A 22,125-nucleotide genomic window follows, 5' to 3' on the forward strand; every position below is an offset into this window, starting at 1 on the left:
GATGCGCGTCGTGGTCGACCAGGATCTGTGCGGAACCAGCGGCCAATGCGTTCTGACCCTGCCGGGCACCTTCCGCCAGCGCACACCGGATGGTGTGGTCGAAGTTTGCGGGGGGCCAATTCCGCAGGCGCTGCACGCCGCCGTGCGGCTAGCGGCCAACCAGTGCCCGGTCGCCGCTATTCGGGTCATCGAAAGCGAAGCTGGCGATGACGACGCCGAGCGGCATGCCACAGGACACCAACGCAATGGAAGGCACGATGGGACGGTTTGAAGGAAAGGTGGCCGTGGTGACCGGGGCCGGCGCTGGTATCGGTAAGGCATGCGCCCTCGCGATCGCGCGCGAGGGCGGTAGAGTGGTGGTTGCCGACATCGATGGCTCGGCGGCCGCGGCGTGTACCGCGCAAATCGCGGCCGAGGCGGGCCACGCGCTGGCTCTGGCCATAGACATCGCCGAGGCGCAGGCTGTGGCAGCGCTGTTCGAGAGGGCGGATCGGCACTTCGGCGGGGTCGACCTGCTGGTGAACAACGCGAGCGCCATGCATCTAACTCTGCGCGACCGCGCGATCCTCGACCTGGACCTGGCGGTCTGGGATGAGACTATGGCGACCAATCTACGCGGCACATTGCTCTGCTGCCGGCAAGCCATCCCAGGGATGATCGTTCGCGGCGGTGGCGCAATCGTCAACATGTCGTCTTGTCAGGGGCTCAGCGGTGACACCGCGCTAACGTCCTACGCCGCATCGAAGGCGGCGATGAACATGGTATCGGCTTCGCTCGCCACCCAGTACGGTCATGCGCAGATCCGCTGCAACGCGGTTGCTCCCGGTCTCATCATGACCGAGCGTCTCGTGGCCAAGCTGGACGAGTGCATGCAACGGCATCTGCGCAGGCACCAGCTCCTGCCGCGAGTCGGCCGCCCCGAAGACGTGGCCGCGCTCGTGGCGTTCCTGCTCTCCGAGGATGCTGCGTTCATCACCGGGCAGGTCGTCTGCATTGATGGCGGCATGCTGGCGCATGTGCCGACGTACGCCGACGGGGGGAACAGTCTTTCCGCGCGGTCTTCCGGCGAGACCGCCGAAGCCGCTCAGTCGCCGCGCTACTGATGTACATGCTACTCAACCCGCTGAACCGCCGAGATCAGTTGAGGCACGACATCCCGGTCGTGCCCGGCGCTTTCCCCCTGGTCGGGCACCTTCCCGCCATCATCTGGGACCTGCCGCGCCTGCTGCGGCGCGCGGAACGGACGCTGGGCAGCCATTTTTGGCTGGATTTCGGCCCTGCCGGACATATGGTGACCTGTCTGGATTCGGATGCGATCGCGCTGCTCCGGCACAAGGACGTGTCCTCCGCGCTGATCGAAGATATCGCGCCCGAATTGTTTGCTGGAACGTTGGTTACCCAGGACGGCGGCGCGCACCGGCAGGCCCGCGGTGCGATCCAGGCAGCGTTTCTGCCCACCGGGCTGACCCACGCCGGCATTGGAGAGCTGTTTGCGCCCGTCATCCGGGCCCGGGTGCAGAGGTGGCGCGACCGCGGCGATGTAAACATCCTGCGCGAAACCGGGGATCTGACGCTCAAGCTTATCTTCAGCCTCATGGGAATCCCGACGCAGGACCTGCCGGAATGGCATCGCAAGTACCGGCAACTGCTGCAGCTGATCGTCGCGCCTCCGCTCGACCTGCCCGGACTACCCTTGCGGCGCGGCCGCGCCGCGCGCGACTGGATCGATGCGCGGTTGCGCGAGTTCATTCGCGACGCACGCGAACATGCCGCGCGCACGGGGTTGATCAACGACCTGGTGAGCGCCTTTGATCGCAGCGTCGGTGCGCTGTCCGATCAGATCCTCGTCGCAAATATCCGCTTGCTGCTGCTTGGTGGCCACGAAACCACCGCCTCGACGATGGCCTGGATCGTGATCGAGCTGGCGCGGCAGCCTGGGCTGTGGGACGCTCTGGTCGAGGAGGCGCAACGCGTGGGCGCGGTGCCGACCCGGCACGCGGACTTGGCGCAGTGTCCCGTCACTGAGGCGCTGTTCCGCGAGACGCTGCGCCTGCATCCGGCGACGCCCCTCCTGGTGCGTCGCGCACTGCGTGAATTGCGACTCGGCCGACGGCGCATTCCCGCGGGCACCGATCTGTGCATCCCGCTGCTGCATTTCTCGACCTCGGCACTGCTGCACGAAGCGCCCGCTCAGTTTCGTCTGGCGCGCTGGCTGGAACGCACGGAGCCGATCCGGCCGGTAGACATGCTGCAGTTCGGTAGCGGCCCACACGTTTGCATGGGCTACCACCTGGCGTGGCTAGAACTGGTGCAGTTCTGCATCGCCTTGGCGCTGACAATGCACGAGAGCGGGGCGCGGCCGCGATTGCTGAGCGACGCCGAAAAAAGCCGGCGCTATTACCCGACCGCGCATCCGTCCATGAACATCCGGATCGGATTTTCATGAGGTGGCATCGCACGCCCCTTTGCCGAGGCGTCGGCATCAGCGCTGCGCGGCATTGCTGCACCCGGCGCGGCATGATGCGATGCCGACAATACCTCGGCGACTCGCCTGTTTAGGACAAGGACGTGAACAACATGCGGACCGGATACACGCCACGGGACGACAACACTCGAGACTCTGCGTTCCGCGGATTGGGCACGCAGGTGCACGGCGAGCTGCAGTCCGAGATCTGGATGCAGGACGGCGCAAAGCGGGTCGAACAGGTGCTGGCGCGTCTTCTCTGCTCCGAACATGACAGTGAGACCGAGCTGATGGCGGCGATGCGCTACGCCACCTTGCATGGCGGGAAGCGCACTCGCGCCTTGCTATGTCTGGCAGCCGGCGCATTGGCCGGCAGGCCGGCGCACATGCTCGATGACGTCGGCGCCGCCCTCGAGATGATGCACGCGTGTACCCTGGTCCACGACGATCTGCCCGCGATGGACGACGACGTGCTTCGTCGCGGCCTTCCGACCGTGCACGTCAAGTTCGGCGAAGCAACTGCGATCCTCGTCGGCGATGCTCTGCAGGCGCACGCCTTTCTGACCCTGGCGGGCCTGAATGCGCCGGGCGACAACCGTATCGCGCTCGTGCGCGAACTGGCGCAGGCGGTGTCAGCCGAAGGTGCCGCAGGCGGGCAGGCCATGGATCTGTCGCTGGTTGGAAAGCACGTCGAGCTAGACAGGATCGTGGCGATGCACCGGATGAAGAGCGGGGCTCTCGTCCGCGCATCCGTTCGCATGGGCGCACTATGTGCTGTCCCGGAGGATGCTGCGCACGCTGTGCTATACCGTGCGCTCGATCGCTACAGCGCCTGTTTCGGCCTGGCTTTGCAAGTGATCGACGACATTCTCGACGTAACGGTGGATACCGCTACACTGGGCAAGACCGCCGGCAAGGATGCGGCGGCACAGAAGCCGACCTGCGCGTCGATCATGGGACTGCAGGCAGCACGTCAGTTCGCGCTGGATCTGTTGCGCGATGCTGGGGAGGCAATCGCGCTCCTGGGGCCGCGCGCGGAACGGCTGGCGCAACTCGTACGGCGGGTCAACGGGTATCTCTTCCAGCACGTGCCATGCGCTTGAACGCCCCTCCGCATCGACCCAGCGCGGTGCCGCTCTGCGATTTCCCGGCGACAGCCGTGCATGCTGCACTGTGTCCGAGTCCGCGGCGCCGATTGCGGCGGTTGCCGGCCGTGGGGCGCACCGTGCCCAGCCCTATGCGGCGGACCGTAGCGAGCATCGGGGCGCGTCGTCGAGCCGCAGCAGGGCGGCTGTCTGGCGCCCCTATGCGACCTGCCTCCGGCGACATGCGGGGCAACCGCCGAATCCCGGTTCTCGTTATCCTTCTGCAAAAGGAACTTCCTTCGTGAACGCGCTGTCCGAGCAGATCCTTTCCGAATTGCGCCGCCTGCTTTGCGAAATGAGCGATGGCGGCAGTGTCGGTCCGTCCGTCTACGACACGGCGCAAGCGCTGCGCTTCTACGGCATCCTCACCGGTCGGGAAGAAGCATACGCGTGGCTCATCGCGCAGCAGCAGGCCGACGGTGGATGGGGAAGCGCGGACTTCCCGCTGTTCCGGCATACGCCCACCTGGGCGGCATTGCTGGCATTGCAGCGCGCTGATCCTCTCCTCGGTGCTGCCGACGCACTCCAGGCTGCGACCCGTTTCCTCCAGCGCGAGCCCGATCCCTACGTGGATGCGGTCCCGGAAGACGCGCCGATCGGCGCGGAGCTGATCCTGCCGCAGTTTTGCGGCGAGGCCGCATCCTTGCTGGGCGACGTAGGTTTTCCGCGCCATCCAGCGCTATTGCCGTTACGGCAAGCCCGCTTGGCCGAGCTAGCGGCAGGGGCGATGTTACCGAGCGGCCATCCGATGCTACACTCTTGGGAGGCCTGGGGGACATCGCCCAGCACCGCATGCCCGGATGACGACGGCAGCATCGGCATCAGTCCGGCGGCGACTGCCGCGTGGCGTGCGCACGCCCTGATACAGGGGAGCGCGCCGAACGTCGCGCGCGCCGATGGCTATCTGCAGACGGCCTCGCGCGCAACGCGCTGCGACATCGAAGGTGTCGTTCCGAACGTCTGGCCTATCAATGTGTTCGAACCATGCTCATCGCTGTACACACTGCATCTCGCCGGGCTATTCGCGCATCCCGCGCTCGCCGAGGCCGTCCGCGTGATCGTCGCGCAGCTCGAAACCCGTCTGAGCGTGCGTGGTTTGGGCCCGGCCTTGTACTTCGCGCCTGATGCGGACGACACCGCCGTTGCGTTGTGCGTCCTGCACCTTGCGGGCCGCGACCCGGCTGTCGATGCCTTGCGCAGTTTCGAAAGCGGCGAGCATTTCGTGACCTTTCCCGGCGAGCGTAATGCCTCGGTGTCAACCAACATCCATGCGCTCCATGCGCTGCGTCTGTTGGGCAAGCCCTCCTCGACCACCTGCGCGTACGTTGAGGCCAATCGTAGTCCGCGGGGGGCATGGAGCAACGAAAAATGGCACGTTTCGTGGCTGTATCCCACCGCGCACGCGATCGCTGCGCTGGCGCAAGGCAAGCCCCAGTGGCGCGACGAGCGCGCGCTAGCGGCGCTGCTGCAGGCCCAGCGTCACGACGGCGGCTGGGGCACTGGTCGGACGTCCACTTTTGAAGAAACCGCCTATGCGCTGTTCGCGTTGCACGTGATGGACCGGAACCAAGAGGCGACAGAGCGCCAACGCATCGCGCAGGCGGTGGCGCGTGCGCTGGAGTGGATGCTCGTCCGCCATGCTGCGCATGCATTGCCGCAGACGCCGCTGTGGATCGGCAAGGAACTGTATTGCCCCACTCGGGTCGTGCGGGTGGCTGAACTCGCCGGGTTGTGGCTGGCGCTTCGGTGGGGTCGGCGTGTACTGGGCGAAGGAGCAGGAGCGATGCAATGATCCAGACCGACCGCGCGCTGCAACACGTGCTAAAGTGGGGACGGTCCCTGACCGGGTTCGCCGAGGAGCATGCTGTGGAAGCGGTCAGGGGCGGCCGGTACATCCTGCAGAGCATCCACCGGGGCCTGCGCGACATCAGCGCCCGCACCGGTCGCCATCCGCAGGACGAAACGCTGATTGTGGCGTTCTATCGCGAATTGGCGCTGCTGTTCTGGCTCGACGACTGCAATGATCTTGGCCTGATCGCGCCTGAGCAGCTCTCCGCGGTAGAGCAGGCGGTAGGGCAGGGCGAGCCGTGCGCGCTTCCCGGATTCGAGGGCTGCGCCGTGCAACGTGCTTCGCTGGCGGCGCTCGCCTACCATCGTCGCGATTATGCGCAGCTTCTGAAGGACACCCAGTGCTACTGCGCGGCGCTGCGCGCCGGACACGCACAGGCGGAACGCTGGTCCTACGCCGAGTACCTGCACAATGGCATCGTTTCGATCGCCTACGCGAACGTGTTCTGTTGCCTGTCGTTGCTGTGGGGGCTGGACATCGCAACGTTGCGCGCGCGCCCGGCGTTTCGGCAGGTCCTGCGGCTCATCTCGGCGATAGGGCGCCTGCAGAACGATCTGCATGGATGCGACAAGGACAGTTCGGCCGGCGAGCCCGATAACGCGGTGGTCCTGCTGCTGCAGCGCTATCCAGCTATGCCTGTTGTGAAGTTCCTTGAGGACGAGCTGGCCGGCTATACGCGCATGCTGCACCGGGTGATGGCGGAGGAACGCTTCCCGGCGCCCTGGCAATCGTTGATCGAGGCTATGGCGGCCATCTGCGCGGAGTACTACCAGACCTCACCCAGCAGGTACCGCAGCGACTCCGCGGGGCAGGGCATCGTTCGCTGGCCTGAACGCGCAGGAGGCGGCGGCGTGCGCGCGCTGCCGCGGTCCTACTCAACGCCCTCGCCCGATGAACGGATTGAACGAGCATGAGCGACACCGCCCTAAGCCGGCGCAAAGCCCATCATGTGGACACCGTGCTGGATCAGCGAAACGATCCGAACGTGTGACCTTTTTCGTGCGGGGACGACCATCGGTCAAGGCGTGAATATGCCTCTTTTTGACGGCGACGAACATGCGCTACGGTTTGATCTTTCGATTTTAGCTTCTAGCTTGATACTGAGGCTCGCGGACCTTCGAAGTAGGCCTCTAGGCCTATAGAGTTCCGCGTATTGCAGACCTCAGATATTGCCTCAGGCGTAAGATTGGATCAGGTATCGTAAGTTCGGCTGGTGTGGGGAAAGGCGGTAGCGCTCCCCCGCTACCAACAAAACGTTGGTCTCTAAACGAGCTTCAGGGCCAAGTGGATGGTATGCCGGTCAGCACTTGCGCCTGGCTTAAAACCGAATTTGCCGAACACGCCGAGCATCGGGACATTCTCGGGCAGGACTTCAGCAGTCAATTCCCGGAGCGCGGCGGCGCGCGCGAGATTGACGAGATGCTGCATCAGCAGCGAGCCGATCCCGCGTCCTTGCCAGGCATCGATGACCAGGAAGGCCAGCTCGGCCCGCCCCGGCTCGAAGACCACGTAGCGCCCGGCCCCGACCATCAGGTTGCGGCCCGACTGCTCGGCCGTCGCGACCAATGCGACATGATCGTGAAAGTCGACATCCATGAAGAAGGCGCGTTCTCTATCGGAGAAGTGACGTTTCATCGCGAAGAACCGCCGCTGGAGCGATTGCGCGCCTGTCTGCTCAATCGCGCTCAGCATGCCGGCCTCGTCCTTCGGCCGTAGCGCGCGGATTTCTATCGCGCTGCCGTCGCGCAAGAGCTCCCGTACACTGTAGTTCGCGACCGCCGACAATCGAAGCGCTCTCTCTGGGTCCAAGCTGTGTCCGGATCAGGCCTCTCGTCCGCCTGCGATCGGTTGATCTGGATCAAGATCGCCCTGGAAACGCTCCAGCTAGGGTTACGGATCGCCTGCGCGGCGCAACGAGATCAAGGGCCCGGCCGTGAAGACACTCCGCCAGCTCGTGACCGGGGAGGACATGATCCAGCTGATGGTCCGCCTCAGCCTGCTTGGCCTGCTGATCATCTGGACCGTCATCCTGATCCGTCCGTTCGTGACGATCCTCGCCTGGGCCATTGTGCTCGCGGTCGCGCTCAATCCGGTCTTCGTCCTGCTCGCCAAAGCTCTCGGCGGCCGCCCGAAGCTCGCGGCGGGACTTCTCACTGCGATCAATCTCGCAATTCTCATCGGGCCGGCGACCTGGCTCGGCCTAGGTGCGGTCGACGGGGTCAAGGATTTTGCCGGGCAGCTCGCCGCCGGCGACATCCTGATTCCGTCGCCTCCCGACAGCATCCGGAGTTGGCCCCTGGTCGGACCCCAACTTCATGATCTCTGGGAGCAGGCATCGACCAATATTCGCTCGGTGTTGCGCCAGGTTGCACCTTATCTGAAGCCGCTCGCCGGCACGCTGCTCGGACTTGCCGGCGACGCCGGTGTCGGCGCGATCAAGTTTCTGCTCTCGGTCGCCGTGGCCGGTCTGATGTTCCCCTACGGGCAACATCTCGTGGCCGCGGGCAGGGGCTTCCTGTCGCGAGTCGTGCCGGAGCAGACGGAGCACTTCCTGGATCTCGCCGGCGCAACCATCCGCGCGGTCGCACAGGGCGTGATCGGCATCGCGGTGATCCAGGCTTTGCTCGCCGGCATCGGCTTCAAGGTGGCGGGCATTCCGATCGCCGGGCTTCTGGCTTTGATCGTGCTGCTGCTGTCAATCGTGCAGATCGGTGGCGCGATCGTGATGCTGCCCGTGATCATCTGGATCTGGACTGCGAAGGATTTCACTACGGCACTTTTGCTGACGCTTTTCCTGGGCGTCGTCAGCGTTCTCGACAACATCTTGAAGCCGCTGGTGATGGGGCGCGGGCTGACTACACCGACCTTGGTCATCCTGATCGGCGTGATTGGCGGCACGCTGGCGCATGGCCTGGTCGGCCTCTTCATCGGGCCGATCATCCTCTCGGTGGTTTGGGAGCTGACGGTCGCCTGGATCCGCCTCGATCGCGCCGCGCCGGACGTGAATCGCGAAAGCTTGACCTGTTGACCTAAATCAACGTCCCGCAGCGCAGCGCGCTTTGTATGGGCAAAGAGGCGAGCGAGGGTCGAACATGTCGATGGAAACTCCAGTGTTGCCGGGCGGCCCGCTATCCGGGCTCGTCTCCTCCGCGGTCGAATACATGATCGATGCTGGACAGCGCAGCGTGCTGTTTCTGGACATCATGCGCCGGCGCGGCGATCAATATAATGAGCATGTCGCGAAAACAGCGCCGCACGTTTTGCAATATGCCGCAGAATTAATCATCGACGGCCGCAAGTTGGACGACCCGGTGAATTATGCCTTGGTGCGCATCATTCCGCCCAAGGGCGTCGAGATCGATCTCGAACGTCGGCCGTTCATCGTTGTCGACCCGCGCGCCGGTCATGGACCCGGCATCGGCGGCTTCAAGGCGGACAGCGAGATCGGGGTGGCGTTGAAAGCGGGCCATCCCTGTTATTTCATCGGCTTCCTGCCGGAACCGATGCCGGGACAAACCATCGAGCGCATCGCGCGGGCCGAGGCGCTGTTCATCGAAAAAGTCATCAGCCTTCATCCCAGGGCCGACGGCAAGCCCTGCGTCATCGGCAATTGCCAGGCCGGCTGGGCTGTCATGATCCTCGCCTCGCTACGGCCGGAGCTGTTCGGGCCGCTGATCATCGCGGGCGCGCCGCTCGCCTACTGGGCCGGCGTGCATGGCAAATATCCAATGCGCTATTCGGGCGGCCTGCTCGGCGGCAGCTGGCTGACTGCGTTCGCCAGCGATCTCGGCGGCGGCAAGTTCGACGGCGCCTGGCTGGTGCAGAACTTCGAGAACCAGAATCCCTCGAACACGCTCTGGACCAAGCAATACAACGTCTATTCCAAAGCCGACAGCGAGGCCGACCGCTATCTGGAATTCGAGCGCTGGTGGGGCGGGCACGTCAATCTCAACGCCGAGGAGATCCAGTTCATCGTCGACGAGTTGTTCGTCGGCAACAACCTCGCCGCCGGCAAGATCGAAATGTCCGACGGGCGGAAGGTGGATCTGCGCAACATCCGCTCGCCCATCGTGGTGTTCTGCTCGAAAGGCGACAACATCACCCCGCCGCAGCAGGCGCTCGGCTGGATCCTCGATTGCTACGCCGACGTGGACGAGATCAGAGCCTACGGCCAGACCATCGTCTACACCGTTCACGAAAGCGTCGGCCATCTCGGCATCTTCGTATCCGGCGGTGTCGCGAAAAAAGAACATGCCGAATTCTCTGAGAACATCGATCTGATCGATGTGTTGCCGCCCGGACTCTATGAAGCCACATTCGAGGCCAGGGGCACCGACACGACCAACGCCGATCTCGCGTTGGGCAATTGGGTGATGCGCTGCGAGGCGCGGACGCTGGACGACATCCGGGCGATGGGCGGCAATTCGCCCGAGGACGAGCGGCGGTTCGCGGCCGCCAAGCGGGTGTCGGAGATCAACCTCGCCGCTTATCGGAAAATCGTTCAGCCCTGGATCAGGAAGATGGTGACGCCCGAGATGGCGGAGACGATGCGCCATCTGCATCCCCTGCGGCTCCAGTACGAGGCCTTCAGCAGCAAGAATCCCTTGATGTCAGCGGTGAAGTCGGTCGCCGACGGGATCGAGGACAACCGCAAGCCGGTCTCCAAGGACAACCCGTTCCTCGCTTTCCAGGAGCAGATGTCCAGGCAGATCGTTCATGCGCTCGATAGCTGGCGCGATGCCACCGAAGCACTCAGCGAGATGGTCTTCCTCAACGTCTACGGCTCGCCGGCGCTGCAGACCGCGCTCGGGATCGATCCGAACTCAGAACCGTCGCGCCGGCGTGAGATGTCGGCGGAGCATCGCGTGATGCTGGACAAGAGAATTGCCGAGCTGAAATCGAAGATCAGCGAGGGAAGTCTTCGGGAGGCGAGCCTTCGCAGCCTGCTCTATATCGGCTCGGCGCGCGGAATGGTCGATGAGCGCAGCATCGAGGCGCTGCGGCAGGTTCGCCGCGAGCATAGCGGCCCGCAATTGACGCTTGCCGAGTTCAAGATGCTGGTGCGCGAGCAGTTCTTCATTCTGCTGCTCGATCAGGAGGCGGCCCTTGCTGCGATTCCCAGGATGTTGCCGGAGGACATGAACCAGCGGCGTGCCGTTCTTGTCGCCATGCGCAGCGTGCTGTCGGCCAGTGGCGAGATCACGGGTGAGCGGGCGAGGCGACTCCAGCGCATCGTCGCATTGTTCGGCGTCGAGGAGGAGGCGCCATCGAACGTCGCCCCTTTCGATCCAAAGGCAAGAGCATCGTAACAGCAGGCGCGCAAACTGGGAGCAATATGATGCCGACAGACGCAGGACACTCTCCCAGCAAGTACGATCGGCTGATCGCCGCGGCGAAAGCGTTGCCGGCGGTTCCCACGGTCGTGGTGCACCCTTGCGACGAAACCTCGTTGCGCGGAGCCGCGGATAGCGCGCAAGGAGGCATCATCAAGCCGATCCTGGTCGGCCCGGCTGGCAAGATCAGCGACACGGCGAAGAAGTTCGGTCTCGACATTGCAGGCTTCGAAATCGTCGACGCCGCCCATAGTGACGACTCCGCCGCGAAGGGGGTGGAGCTGATTCACGCCGCTCGCGGCGAGATGCTGATGAAGGGCAGCCTGCATACCGACGAGCTGATGCGGGCCGTGACGGCGAAGGTCGGAGGTCTTCGCACCGACCGCCGCATCAGCCATGTCTTCGTCATGGACGTCCCAGCCTATGCCGAGACGATCTTCGTCACGGACGCGGCCATCAACATCTTCCCCGACCTCGATGCCAAGCGCGACATCATCCAGAACGCCATCGATCTCTACACGCAGACAGGCTTCGGCAAGCTGCCGCGGGTCGCGATCCTGTCGGCGGTCGAGACCGTGACATCGAAAATCCCGTCGACGATCGAGGCGGCGGCGCTTTGCAAGATGGCCGATCGCGGTCAGATCACTGGCGGCTTGCTTGACGGGCCGCTGGCTTTCGACAACGCCATCGATCCGCAGGCGGCGCAGATCAAGGGCATCACATCCGAGGTCGCAGGCCGCGCGCAGATCCTGGTCGTTCCCGATCTCGAAGCCGGCAACATGCTGGCGAAGAATCTCGCTTATTTCGCCAAGGCCGACGGCGCCGGCATCGTGCTCGGCGCCCGCGTACCAATCGTGCTCACCTCGCGCGCCGACAGCCCGCGGGCGCGGATCGCGTCCTGTGCGGTGGCCGCACTCTACGCCCACGGACGACGTCAGCATTCGCCAACCATTGCCGCGTGAGTGCCATGGACACCATCCTCGTCGTCAATGCCGGCTCCTCCAGTGTCAAATTCCAGGTCTTCTCGATCGAGGGCGAGGGCAGGCTGCGACGGCAGATCAAGGGCCAGATCGATGGCATCGGCAGCCGGCCGCGGCTGCGCGCCAGCGGCGCGGGCGGCGATCCCATGGCCGATCGGGCCTACCCGATTGAAGCTGTGGCCGACGTGCCGGCCGCGATGGGCCTTGCGGCCGAATGGTTGAGGGAGGAGCTTCGCATTCATCCGATCGCGCTCGGACATCGCGTCGTCCATGGCGGACCGGACTATGACCGTCCGGTGATGGTCGATCACGGCGTGATCGCCCGGCTGGAGCGGTTCATCAGCCTCGCGCCACTGCATCAGCCGCATAATCTGGCGCCCATCCGCTCGGTGCTCGCCAATTTCCCCACCCTGCCGCAGGTCGCCTGTTTCGATACCGCCTTCCATCGCACGCATGCTGCGGTCGCCGATCACTACGCGATCCCGCACCAGCTTCATGCCGAAGGCGTGCGGCGCTACGGCTTTCATGGACTGTCCTACGAGTATATCGCCAAGGTCCTGCCGCAGATCGCCCCCGAGGTGGCCAAGCGTCGTGTCATCGTTGCGCATCTCGGCAGTGGCGCATCGATGTGCGCGATAAGGGAGGGGCGAAGCGTCGAAAGCACGATGGGCTTCACTGCGCTGGATGGATTGCCGATGGGCACGCGGCCGGGCCAGATCGATCCCGGGGTGGTGCTCTATCTCATCTTCGAGAAAGGCATGCCAGCCTCCGACGTGCAGAATTTTCTCTACCGTGACTGCGGCCTGAAGGGGCTCTCCGGCGTCAGCAACGACATGCGCGAGCTCGAGAAGAGCGCGGATCCCAAGGCAAAGCTCGCCATCGACTATTTCGTCTACCGGCTCGGCCTCAATGCCGGCATGCTCGCGGCCGCCTTGCAGGGTCTCGACGCCTTCGTCTTCACCGCCGGGATCGGGGAGAACTCCGCAACCATCCGCGAACGCGTGGCCGAACAGCTCGGCTGGCTTGGGGTTAGTCTCGATCACACGGAAAACGGCAAGCACGCGCGGCTGATCTCGCGGCCGGACAGCCGGGTTCCGGTCTACGTCGTGCCGACCGACGAGGAGCTGATGATCGCGCAGCATACTCTGTCGCTGCTGATGAACCGACCTTCGAGCAACCCCCAACAAGCGAGGGCGTCATGATTCCCGTTTATCCGGACACCAAGGTTGCGCTGAAGGGCAAGAAGGGCCTCGTGGTCGGCATCGCCAACGACCAATCAATCGCGTGGGGGTGTGCCCGGGCGTTTCGCGCGCTGGGCGCGGAGCTTGCCGTCACCTATCTCAACGACCGCGCCAAGAAGCACGTCGAACCGCTGGCGCAGGCGCTGGAGGCGCCGATCTTCATGCCGCTCGACGTCATGGTCGAGGGCCAGACCGAGCAGGTGTTCGAGCGGATCGCGAAGGAGTGGGGCCAGCTCGATTTCCTCCTTCACTCGATCGCCTTTTCGCCCAAGGAGGCGCTGCACGGCCGCGTCGTCGACGTCGGGCGCGACGGCTTCCTCAAGACCATGGACGTCTCTTGCTGGTCGTTTCTGCGGATGGCCCATCTGGCCGAGCCGTTGATGAAGAACGGCGGCACCTTGTTCACGATGACCTATTACGGCAGCCAGATGGTGGTCGAGAACTACAACATCATGGGCGTGGCGAAGGCCGCGCTGGAGGCGTCCGTCCGCTACGCTGCCGCGGAGCTCGGACCCAAAGGCATCCGTGTGCACGCGATCTCCCCGGGTCCGCTCGCCACGCGCGCAGCCTCAGGCATTCCCGAGTTCGACGAGCTGATGGACAAGGCGCAATCCAAGGCGCCGTCGCGCAGCCTCGTCTCGATCGATGATGTCGGCAATGCCACCGCTTTCCTGGCGCTCGACGGGGCCAGACTGATCACCGGCGGCGTGCTCTACATCGATGGCGGCTATCACATCATCGATTGAGGGACGGCCGCATTGGCCTTTCTTTGCACGCCCGATCCATCCGCCTCGCAGTGCGGCCGCGCTCAGCGGTAGTGCAGGGCGATCAGCTCGGCGACACAGGCCGGCTTCTTGCCGCCTTCGATTTCGATCACGAGGTGATAGTTCACGCGCAAGCCGTCGGGCGGCACGTCCTCGGCTTCCGCAATGCTCACCCGGCCACGGACCCGCGAGCCGGCCGGCACCGGCGCCAGGTACCGGATCCGGTCGGCGCCGCAATTGAGCGTGTTGCGTAGGCCCTTCAGGCCCATCACGGAGCGCACGAACATCGGCGCGAGCGAGAGCGACAGCAGTCCGTGGGCAATCGTCCTGCCGCCCGGCATCTCCACCTTGGCGCGTTCCTGGTCGACGTGGATCCACTGCTCGTCGCAGGTCGCATCGGCGAACTTGTTGATGCGATCCTGGGTGATCTCGATCCAGTCACTGACGCCGATCTCTGTGCCGACAGCGGCCTTGATTTCCTTGAAATCGTTGAATATCCGCATCGTGTGTGTCCCGTTCAGAGCCTCATTTCCGGTACCTTGTCGGGAACGGCGAGTTCGGCCTCCGTCACGGCCATGACCTCGCCGACGCTGATACCCGGCGCAGTTTCGAGCAACGTTGCCTTGCCATCGGCGAAGTCGATGACGGCCATGTCCGTCACCACCAGGCTGACCGGACGCGCCGAGGTCAGCGGCAGGTTGCATTGCTTGACGATCTTGGACTTGCCCTTGGCCGCGTGCTGCATGGCGACAATGACGCGTTTGGCGCCACTGACGAGATCCATCGCGCCGCCCATGCCCGGCACCATCTTGCCGGGGATCATCCAGTTGGCGAGATGCCCGCTTGCATCGACTTGCAACCCTCCGAGCACGGTCACGTCGACATGGCCGCCGCGGATCAGGCCGAACGACATCGCGCTGTCGAACGTGCAGGCGCCCGGCAGCGCGCTGATCGGCCGCCCGCCGGCGTCGGTGAGCAGAGGATGTTCCATGCCCTGCTCGGGGATCGGACCGGTGCCGATCAGCCCGTTCTCGGACTGGAAGAACACTTTCAGGTCCGGCGATACGTAGTTGGCGACCAGCGTCGGAATGCCGATGCCGAGATTGACGAGGTTGCCTGGGCGAAGCTCCTGCGCGACGCGCCGGGCGATGATCTCCTGTGCATCCATAGAGTCACCCGTTCGAATTCATGATGATGTAGTCGACCAGCGGCGCCGGCGTCACCACGTGGTCAGGCGCGATCACGCCCACCGGCACGATGTGCTCCGCGGTCACGATCACGGTGTCGGCCGCCATCGCCATGACAGGATTGAAATTGCGCGAGGTCAGCGCATAGGCGAGGTTGCCGAGATAGTCGGCCAGAAAGGCATGCACGAGCGCGAACTGCGCCCGCAGCGCAGTTTCGAGCAAGAAGGGTTTGCCGTTCACCTCGATCTGGCGTTTGCCTTCGGCCACCAGCGTGCCGACCCCCGTCGGCGTGAGCACGCCGCCGAGGCCGCAGCCGCCGGCGCGAATGCGCTCGGCAAAAGTGCCTTGCGGAATGAGATCGACAGCGACCTGGTTGGCCAGCATCTGCTGCTGGGCTTTCGGATTGAGCCCGATATGGGTCGCGGTCAATCGCGAGACCAACGTCGCATCGAATAGCTTGCCCACGCCTTTTCCAGGCGTCGCCGCGTCGTTGCAGATGAGGCTCAGATCGGACTTCTTCTGCCGGACCACCTCGTCGAGCAGGCGCTCCGGTGTTCCGACGCCCATGAAGCCGCCGACCATGATGCTGGCGCCATCCGGGATCATCGCGACGGCTTCTTCGAGGGAAACGGCCTTCATGATCGATACTCCAGTCAGTCGGTCGATTTGATGGTGGCGAGCGCGGCTCCGACTCCGTTGATCTGGGTCAAGGTTTCGCCTCAATCTCGGTACCATCGGCAATGCCGAGGCTCTGCAGCATCTCGCGCCACAGCTTGCGCACCTGGAGGTGGCGCCGCTCGAGCACAGCGCTCACGCCGTCGCGAAATGGCACGAGGCTGTCGCCCTTCAGGAACATGATCTGTGCCTGCAGCAGCCGGCCGCTCTCGAACTCGACGCGCCGCAGCGCCATCACGAACGGATCGTTCGCATTGGCCTCGACGGGGAGCAGCGCCGCCGGCCGGATGCCGGCGTGAACGGCATGGGCAAGCGTCGCAACGTCCACGGCGGCCGCGAGCGCGTGATCGGACAAGCCCTCAGTCGGCCCTGGAAACCACGCGATCTCCCACGAGGCCGCCAGATAGCCGAGCGCGAGGTCGGGGGCCCAGCTCGTTGCGCGCATCATAAGCGAGACGATCTCCACCTCGTTATAGAGCTGGGCATTCAATTCGGTCTGCCAGGCGGATTCCAGCCTCATGGGCAGGCTGAGTGCGAACCGGCGTCCCAACGCGCCGTGGGCGGAGATGAGAAACGCGGAGACGCGGGTCTGCTGCTGTGGTGGCACGCGGCCATCCAAATCGAGTGGGCCAAGAAATTTGCTCATGGCGTCGCTCGCCGCACGGGGATGGCGCGTAGATGATCGTAACCGTCGGGAAACGGAACGAGGTCGCCGCCGGCCTCCTCGGGTGCGATCCAGACTGCCTTGTTGCCCTGCCATCGTTCTGCCAGCACGTCGTCTGCGAAGCGCGCGAGCAGGTCGGCGGTCAGCGCCGGCTTCTCCAGGGTGAAGGCGTGGTAGGCGCGCGGAATGATTACCAGCGAGCTGTTGGGAATCTGGATGCGCAGGGTGTCGTGCAGCGCACGTGGCGTCAGGAAGTCGAACTCGCCGTTGAGAATCATGGTCGGGATGCCGATCGCCGGCAATTGCTGCGTCAGCGGTTTGAATTCCAGGAAGGACTCCATCAGATTCTGCAGAGCATACATGTCGTTGACGAGCCAGCCTTGCCGTTTCACGGCGTCGAGCCTGTCGAGCACCGGCGCGAGCCATGCGTCGGAGACGTTCATCGACAACAGCAGGTCTTGCAAGTAACTGGTCCCGCCCAGGATCAGACCGGCTCGCAAGGCGTTGCCGAGCAGAAACAGCTGCGGCGGCAGTTCGGCGAAGCAGCTCATCGGCACCAGTCCCGAGAGCCGCTGTCCATGTGCGGTCGCGTAGCGTAGCGCGATCAGACCGCCAAAACTGATGCCGCTCAGGAAGACAGGTCCATCGCCGAGCTCGCAGATCAACAGGTGAAGAGCTGCGACCTGATCGTCCTGACTGATGAAGAGCGTGGGCTTGTCGGATTCGCCCTGGCCGAGCAGATCGAACGTTGCAACGCGGAATCCGCGGCCGATGAGAGCGTCGCGATAGGCCGTCCATAGCTCGGCATATTGCGTGAGGCCGTTCACCAGCACATAGGCCGGCGCGCCGGAAGGACCGTCGAGCTCGTAACGAATGCGGTACGGGCCGTGGGCGAGGAAGGCCATGGAGACGTCCGGCAGGTAACTCGGTGCCTGACGATCCTCCGTCGGAAGTTCGGAAATCCGTTGAGTTAAATCAAAGGATGCACCGGCGCCGGTCCTTAGCGTCCAATCAAAACATTAGCCGGAGGATTTCGCCATGACGACGAAACAGGCCGCGTGTCGCTACGTCCTCAGCCTTCTTCTGCTGCTGATCGGGACGTCACTCGCGGTTGCGCAGCCCTTCACCCGCCGCTCGTCGCAGATGCAACATGACGAGTTGAAGAAAACTTACGAGATCGCGAACTTCCGCTTGGGCGGCAAGTACGATCTCTCCGATCCCTCAAAATGGGAGAATGGCGGCGAGGGCGGCGTCACCCTCGAATCCCTCGGCGCTGGCAAGCTGCACACCTCCTACATCGCGATTGGCAATGCCCGGCGCAATGCTGCCGGAGAGATCACCAACGCCGTGATCATCAATTCCTATTATTCCGGCGATTCCACCGACATGTACGAGCAGTGGGTCAAGGGCGCTCCCTTGTCTGGTGGCGTGCCGATCATCGGCCCGGGCCGGCCGATCGACACCGATCGCTACTACGTCGTCATGGTTGATCCGCTCGGGACCTGGGGTGCGAGCAAGCCGTCCGAAGGCCTCGGCATCAAGTTTCCGCAATACAGCTACTATGACATGGTGCAGGCGAATTATCGCATGCTGCGCGACGGCCTGAAGATCGCGCGTGCGGCGCTGGTGACCGGCGTCTCCATGGGTGGCACCCAGACCTACGTCTGGGGCGTGATGCATCCGGAGTATGTCGGTGCGATCATGCCGATCGGCGGCACCACGCAGTCGGATGGCGATGATCCCGTCGGCAACTGGACGTTCCAGATGATGACGGCCGCGATCGAGGCCGATCCCGTCTGGCAGGCGACCAAAGGCGATTATTATAAGCTCCCCAAGGAAAAGCATCCGGTGCCCGGCGTCGCGTTCGGCTGGTCGATCCTGGGCATGACGGGCTACGACTTTGCCTATCGCACGAGTCAGAACTGGAAAGCGGTCCAGCCGGAGATCTTCTACTGGGATCCGCCGAACGAGAAGGCCGGGCTGAACGTCACCAATCGCGCCAAACTCTACGACGCTGTCGATCTCGTCTGGCGCAACCGGGTCGGCGAGACCCACAACATCAATCCCTATCTCGGCCGCATCCAGGCGCGCACGCTGGTGATGCATATCACCAACGACCTCTGGCTGAACTTCAAGCTGGCCCAGCAGGCCGTTGATCGCGTGCCCGGCGCAGACCTCATCGCGCAGGAAAGCCCGGTCGCCCATTACGGCGTGTTCCCGATCATCAACCAGCGCAAGAACGATCCGAAGTTCGTCGCCTTCATGGACGATGTCGCCGCGCTCGATCGCGCGCAAAAATACGTCGACAAGAACTATCGCGTGCCGGGTGTCGCGGACAAGGTCGATCCAGCGAAGTCGTTCTGGAAAGACCATGTGACCTATCCTTATCCGGTCAAATACGCGACGGCGAAGGACAAGAGCGGCAATTCCTGGCAGATCGGTTATATGGACGAATATGCTGGCACCGAAAAGGATCCGAAGGTGCTGGTCATCATCCACGGCAAGGGCGCCTTCGCCGGTCATTACGGCAACGTCATGCAATACGCGCTGCGCAGCGGTTTGCGTGTGATCGCGCCCGATCTGCCGCACTACGGCATGTCGGGTCCGGGAAATCTCGACAACAGCCCGGCACGCACGATGCAGGACATGCGCGAAGTCATCTATGATCTCGTGGTGAACCAGCTCGGCGTCAAGAAGGCTTACTATCTCGGCCACTCATTGGGCGGGCAGTTCGTGATGGGCTATGCGTTGACCTGGCCAGACGCGGTCCAGGGCCTCGCGCTGGAAGCGCCTTCCGGTCTGGAGGAATATCCGCGCGAGATCAGCATTGCCAAAGACAAGAAGGCCAAGCTGTTCGATCAGGCGTTCGACCATGATTTCGACAAGTGGAAAGCGACCTGGGGTCCAACCGGCGTTCTCGACTCCGAAATCAAGCGCTCGGAGCAGAACATCCGCGACTTCTTCTATTTCAAGAAGCGCGATCCCGAGACCAACGCGGTATCGGCCGCGAAGGCCGGCTACTTCTTCAGCGACAGCGAGTATGCCCGCTTGCATACCGAGCAGCGTGTCGGCCTGATCAAGGGCAATCCCAAGGAGCTCGAGCAGTGGTGCAACGTCTTCATCTACGACATCTACACCATTGGAGCCGAGCTGCAGCAGGACGATCCGAAGAACCTCTACGAGCGGGTCATCCAGATCAAGGCGCCGATCTTCCTGTCGTTCGGTGACAAGGAGCCGTTCATCCCGACGCCTGCCTTCAACGGCCTCACGGATCTCGGGCGAGACGTCATTTCGCCCTTCATGACCCGGATGACCAATGCCGGCAATCGGCCAATCCTCAAGATCTACCCGGACACCGGCCATTTCATCCACACTGACAATCCGGTGGAATTCCCGGCTGATGTCGTCGACTTCGTGACTCGCGGAACGGTCGACACCTCGTCGCCCCAGGGCATCGACCGCATGATCAAGGGCGCGGTGGTCTCGGCCCTGCCGGTGGCGCCGACGCCGCCCGGTGCTGCGCCGACGGCCGGGCTGAACAAATAGGCCGGCTCATGACGAGAGTGCAGGCGGGCGAGGTCCAACTGGGCTGGCGAGAGTGGGGCAAGGGCGACGTCACCGTCGTCTTCATCCACGGCAATCTCGCCAGCAAGGACTGGATCGAGCTCGCCGCGCCGCTGTTCCCGTCCGGCCTGCGCGTGGTCGGCATCGACTGGCGAGGCTGCGGCGACAGCGATCGGCCCAGGCCCGCCGCGGACTACTCCAACTACTCGATGCAGCAACATGCCGACGATATGCTGGCGGCACTCGACGCGCTCGGCATCCGTTTTTGCCATCTCGCCACGCATTCGACCGGCGGAATCATCGCCGCGCGGATGCTTCTGATGCAGCCGCAACGGTTCGGACGGGTGTTCGCGCTCGATCCGGTCACGCCGCTCGGCATGGCCTTCAACAGCGATCAGATCGGCCTGTTTCGCGCGATGATGGCGAGCAAGGAGCTGACCCGGACGGTCATGGCGACGGCGGCGTCCTCGCTGTTCGTCCCGGAAAGCCTCGCGCCGAATGCCGTCCCGCGATTCCGGGAGGGACTGGGCGAGATCCGGGCCCTGTTCGAGCGCATCATCGAGCAGACCTTTCGTGTCTCCGAGGGCATCTGGATCGGTACCCCGGTCGACCTCACGCGCGAAAAGGACAGCGGCGAGCTGGAGCGTCGCATGGCAGAGATTCGGCATCCGCACCTCGTCCTCTGGGGCGAATGCGACGGCTGGATTCCGCCGGCGGACCTGCGCACCATGGCGGCCGCAATGCCCGACTGCCGGCTGGTGGTGGTGCCCGGTATTGGCCATTCCATGAATGTCGAACTGCCGGCGCTCTATGCCGGGTATTTCGGTGGCTGGTTTGGCGGGCTGGCAGAATGATATGATTGGAGTGCGACTCGAGCCGTCACCCGAACCAAGTGCGAGCCGTTTTGGAAGGGCAGGCTCGTGGCCGCCTGCCGGTCTTGTGAGGGGGAATGGCGCTTCAGTTCCTGCTTGTCGCGCTCGTCAGCGCGATCAATATCATGATCCATGCCTCCGTGACCGTGGGGGCCATCGGCATTGCCCGATCCGCCGGCTATCGGCACACGCGTTGGCCGAGGCTTCATTTGATGGCCGTGATGGTGGTGGCCGCCACGGCACTGATGCTGGCACATACCCTGGAAGTTCTGGTCTGGGCGCTGGCCTATCGCATCATCGGTGCAGCGCCGGCTGGCAGCGATCTGCTTTATTTCACCTTCGTCAACTATACGACGCTTGGCTACGGCGACATCACGCCGGTCGAAGATTGGCGCCTGCTCGGACCGATGACCGCGATGAACGGCATCCTGCTGTTCGGCTGGTCGACCGCCGTGCTGTTCGAGGTCCTCCGCAAGACTCTCGAGCATCTCGCCACGATCGGCGCGCCCGGATTCAGTCCTGAAGATCGATAGTGGCGAGCTGCTGCCGGTTCAAGAGAACGATTTGGCGCTGCGTGTTACCGAGAAATCCGATGATGCCGAGCTCGTGCAGCCGCGACAAGGCGCGCGATACGGTCTCCAGCGTGAGGCCCAGATAGTCGGCAATGTCGCGCCGTGACATCGGCAGCGCCATGACGGCGGACGCTGCAATCCGCTTGTCCATCTCGAGCAGAAAGGCGGCGACCCGTTCGAGCGAGGTCTTCCGGCCCAGAAGCAGCATGTGATCTTCGGCGTGCTGGAGGTTGATCGTGGTCATGCAGAGCAGGTTCTTGGCGACCATGGCGTCGCTCTCGGCGACGGTTTCGAGGCTCTCTCGCCTGATCAGCCGCACGGTGGTTTCCACGATGGCTTCGGCCGTAAAGCGATGCGAGGCGCCGTTCTCAAGACCGAAGATGTCACCGACGAGGTGAAACGCGCCGATCTGGCGGCGGCCATCCGACAGGAGCTTGTAGCTCCTGACGGCGCCGGACTTCACCTGATAGACATAGTCGGCGGACTCCTTCTCGCCGTAGATCTCGGTACCCTTTTTGTAGGTAAACTCGTTTAAACTCACGATCGGATTTGAGCTACTTGTCATCCCGAAGTCGTTGAGCGAATTGGGAAGAGATAGCGTGGCAGTCGTGATGCGCAAATACATGAGCCAACTCCTCAACAGGGCTCGATGAATTGGGTCTTGGGATTCCCTTTGTGGCGGGGGAAGCGCCGCGCTGTCGCCCTCCCGCAGTAGTTGATGTTTGGCGAACGAGTTATTCCAGACCATTGTCCCGCTGTTCATTGTACCAAAGGACAATGCGGCAAGAATGGTGCGTTGTATGAGAAGGAAAATC

At 63.7% G+C, this 22,125-nt stretch carries 20 protein-coding genes and 1 pseudogene; 14 read left to right on the top strand and 7 right to left on the bottom strand.

The window, feature by feature from the left end:
- Position 1 precedes the first annotated feature (1 nt).
- The 6 genes and pseudogenes from BM374_RS23125 to BM374_RS23150 form a co-directional block, all read left to right on the top strand.
- On the top strand, positions 2 to 271 hold the full coding sequence (locus BM374_RS23125) for a ferredoxin (RefSeq protein WP_092297121.1): 270 nt from the start codon (positions 2 to 4) through the stop codon (positions 269 to 271).
- Positions 258 to 1,103, top strand: a complete 846-nt coding sequence (locus tag BM374_RS23130; protein ID WP_092297124.1) for an SDR family oxidoreductase — start codon at positions 258 to 260, stop codon at positions 1,101 to 1,103. The genes BM374_RS23125 and BM374_RS23130 overlap by 14 nt, the downstream gene beginning before the upstream one ends.
- Complete coding sequence (locus BM374_RS23135; protein ID WP_092297127.1) at positions 1,103 to 2,446, top strand: cytochrome P450; 1,344 nt, start codon at positions 1,103 to 1,105, stop codon at positions 2,444 to 2,446. The genes BM374_RS23130 and BM374_RS23135 overlap by 1 nt, the downstream gene beginning before the upstream one ends.
- A 131-nt stretch (positions 2,447 to 2,577) precedes the next feature.
- Positions 2,578 to 3,567, top strand: coding sequence for a polyprenyl synthetase family protein (locus BM374_RS23140; protein WP_177248511.1), 990 nt, complete (start codon positions 2,578 to 2,580; stop codon positions 3,565 to 3,567).
- A gap of 283 nt (positions 3,568 to 3,850) precedes the next feature.
- The gene (locus BM374_RS23145; protein WP_092297133.1) at positions 3,851 to 5,401 is read left to right on the top strand and encodes a hypothetical protein; all 1,551 of its coding nucleotides are present in this window, start codon (positions 3,851 to 3,853) and stop codon (positions 5,399 to 5,401) included.
- A pseudogene (locus BM374_RS23150) lies at positions 5,398 to 6,273 on the top strand (terpene synthase family protein); the annotation flags it as partial. The gene BM374_RS23145 and the pseudogene BM374_RS23150, both read left to right, overlap by 4 nt.
- A gap of 448 nt (positions 6,274 to 6,721) precedes the next feature.
- On the opposite strand, the gene BM374_RS23155 reads toward BM374_RS23150, so the two are convergent.
- Positions 6,722 to 7,243 carry a GNAT family N-acetyltransferase gene (locus BM374_RS23155; RefSeq protein ID WP_092297136.1) on the bottom strand — a complete coding sequence of 174 codons (522 nt, stop codon included), beginning with the start codon at positions 7,241 to 7,243 and terminating at the stop codon, positions 6,722 to 6,724.
- 148 nt (positions 7,244 to 7,391) lie between these two features.
- On the opposite strand from BM374_RS23155, the gene BM374_RS23160 reads away from it, so the two are divergent.
- The 5 genes from BM374_RS23160 to fabI all read left to right on the top strand — a co-directional run bounded on the left by BM374_RS23160 (position 7,392) and on the right by fabI (position 13,758).
- Positions 7,392 to 8,486: an AI-2E family transporter gene (locus BM374_RS23160; protein ID WP_244552673.1), complete on the top strand. Its 1,095-nt coding sequence runs from the start codon at positions 7,392 to 7,394 to the stop codon at positions 8,484 to 8,486.
- 64 nt (positions 8,487 to 8,550) lie between these two features.
- Positions 8,551 to 10,767: a DUF3141 domain-containing protein gene (locus BM374_RS23165; protein WP_092297139.1), complete on the top strand. Its 2,217-nt coding sequence runs from the start codon at positions 8,551 to 8,553 to the stop codon at positions 10,765 to 10,767.
- Positions 10,768 to 10,796: 29 nt separating this feature from the next.
- Positions 10,797 to 11,753, top strand: a complete 957-nt coding sequence (locus tag BM374_RS23170; protein ID WP_244552674.1) for a phosphate acetyltransferase — start codon at positions 10,797 to 10,799, stop codon at positions 11,751 to 11,753.
- A 5-nt stretch (positions 11,754 to 11,758) separates the two neighbouring features.
- Positions 11,759 to 12,973, top strand: a complete 1,215-nt coding sequence (locus tag BM374_RS23175; RefSeq protein WP_092297145.1) for an acetate/propionate family kinase — start codon at positions 11,759 to 11,761, stop codon at positions 12,971 to 12,973.
- Positions 12,970 to 13,758 carry an enoyl-ACP reductase FabI gene (fabI, locus tag BM374_RS23180; protein ID WP_092297148.1) on the top strand — a complete coding sequence of 263 codons (789 nt, stop codon included), beginning with the start codon at positions 12,970 to 12,972 and terminating at the stop codon, positions 13,756 to 13,758. The genes BM374_RS23175 and fabI overlap by 4 nt, the downstream gene beginning before the upstream one ends.
- Before the next feature lie 62 nt (positions 13,759 to 13,820).
- On the opposite strand, the gene BM374_RS23185 is transcribed toward fabI, so the two are convergent.
- From BM374_RS23185 to BM374_RS23205, 5 genes are all read right to left on the bottom strand, one after another.
- Complete coding sequence (locus BM374_RS23185) at positions 13,821 to 14,279, bottom strand: MaoC family dehydratase (protein ID WP_092297150.1); 459 nt, start codon at positions 14,277 to 14,279, stop codon at positions 13,821 to 13,823.
- Positions 14,280 to 14,293: 14 nt separating this feature from the next.
- The gene (locus BM374_RS23190; RefSeq protein ID WP_092297153.1) at positions 14,294 to 14,944 is read right to left on the bottom strand and encodes a 3-oxoacid CoA-transferase subunit B; all 651 of its coding nucleotides are present in this window, start codon (positions 14,942 to 14,944) and stop codon (positions 14,294 to 14,296) included.
- Between the two features lie 4 nt (positions 14,945 to 14,948).
- Complete coding sequence (locus BM374_RS23195) at positions 14,949 to 15,602, bottom strand: CoA transferase subunit A (protein WP_092297156.1); 654 nt, start codon at positions 15,600 to 15,602, stop codon at positions 14,949 to 14,951.
- 67 nt (positions 15,603 to 15,669) lie between these two features.
- Positions 15,670 to 16,284, bottom strand: coding sequence for a hypothetical protein (locus BM374_RS23200; protein WP_092297159.1), 615 nt, complete (start codon positions 16,282 to 16,284; stop codon positions 15,670 to 15,672).
- Positions 16,281 to 17,207 carry an alpha/beta fold hydrolase gene (locus BM374_RS23205; RefSeq protein ID WP_092297162.1) on the bottom strand — a complete coding sequence of 309 codons (927 nt, stop codon included), beginning with the start codon at positions 17,205 to 17,207 and terminating at the stop codon, positions 16,281 to 16,283. The genes BM374_RS23200 and BM374_RS23205 overlap by 4 nt, the downstream gene beginning before the upstream one ends.
- Positions 17,208 to 17,340: 133 nt before the next feature.
- On the opposite strand from BM374_RS23205, the gene BM374_RS23210 reads away from it, so the two are divergent.
- The 3 genes from BM374_RS23210 (at position 17,341) to BM374_RS23220 (ending at position 21,271) form a co-directional block, all read left to right on the top strand.
- Positions 17,341 to 19,848: an alpha/beta hydrolase gene (locus tag BM374_RS23210; RefSeq protein WP_092297166.1), complete on the top strand. Its 2,508-nt coding sequence runs from the start codon at positions 17,341 to 17,343 to the stop codon at positions 19,846 to 19,848.
- An 8-nt stretch (positions 19,849 to 19,856) separates the two neighbouring features.
- Positions 19,857 to 20,720, top strand: a complete 864-nt coding sequence (locus BM374_RS23215) for an alpha/beta fold hydrolase (RefSeq protein ID WP_092297169.1) — start codon at positions 19,857 to 19,859, stop codon at positions 20,718 to 20,720.
- Positions 20,721 to 20,815: 95 nt separating this feature from the next.
- Entirely contained in the window at positions 20,816 to 21,271 is a 456-nt protein-coding gene (locus BM374_RS23220; protein ID WP_092297172.1) for a potassium channel family protein, read from the top strand.
- Here the strand turns inward: BM374_RS23220 and BM374_RS23225 are convergent.
- Positions 21,252 to 21,935 (bottom strand): helix-turn-helix domain-containing protein, encoded by a 684-nt coding sequence (locus tag BM374_RS23225; protein ID WP_092297175.1) that lies wholly within the window; start codon positions 21,933 to 21,935, stop codon positions 21,252 to 21,254. The two genes, BM374_RS23220 and BM374_RS23225, sit on opposite strands and share 20 nt — an antisense overlap.
- Between the last annotated feature and the right edge of the window lie 190 nt (positions 21,936 to 22,125).

Origin of the sequence: Bradyrhizobium sp. Ghvi (genome assembly GCF_900115265.1) — a bacterium.
Lineage (GTDB): Bacteria > Pseudomonadota > Alphaproteobacteria > Rhizobiales > Xanthobacteraceae > Bradyrhizobium.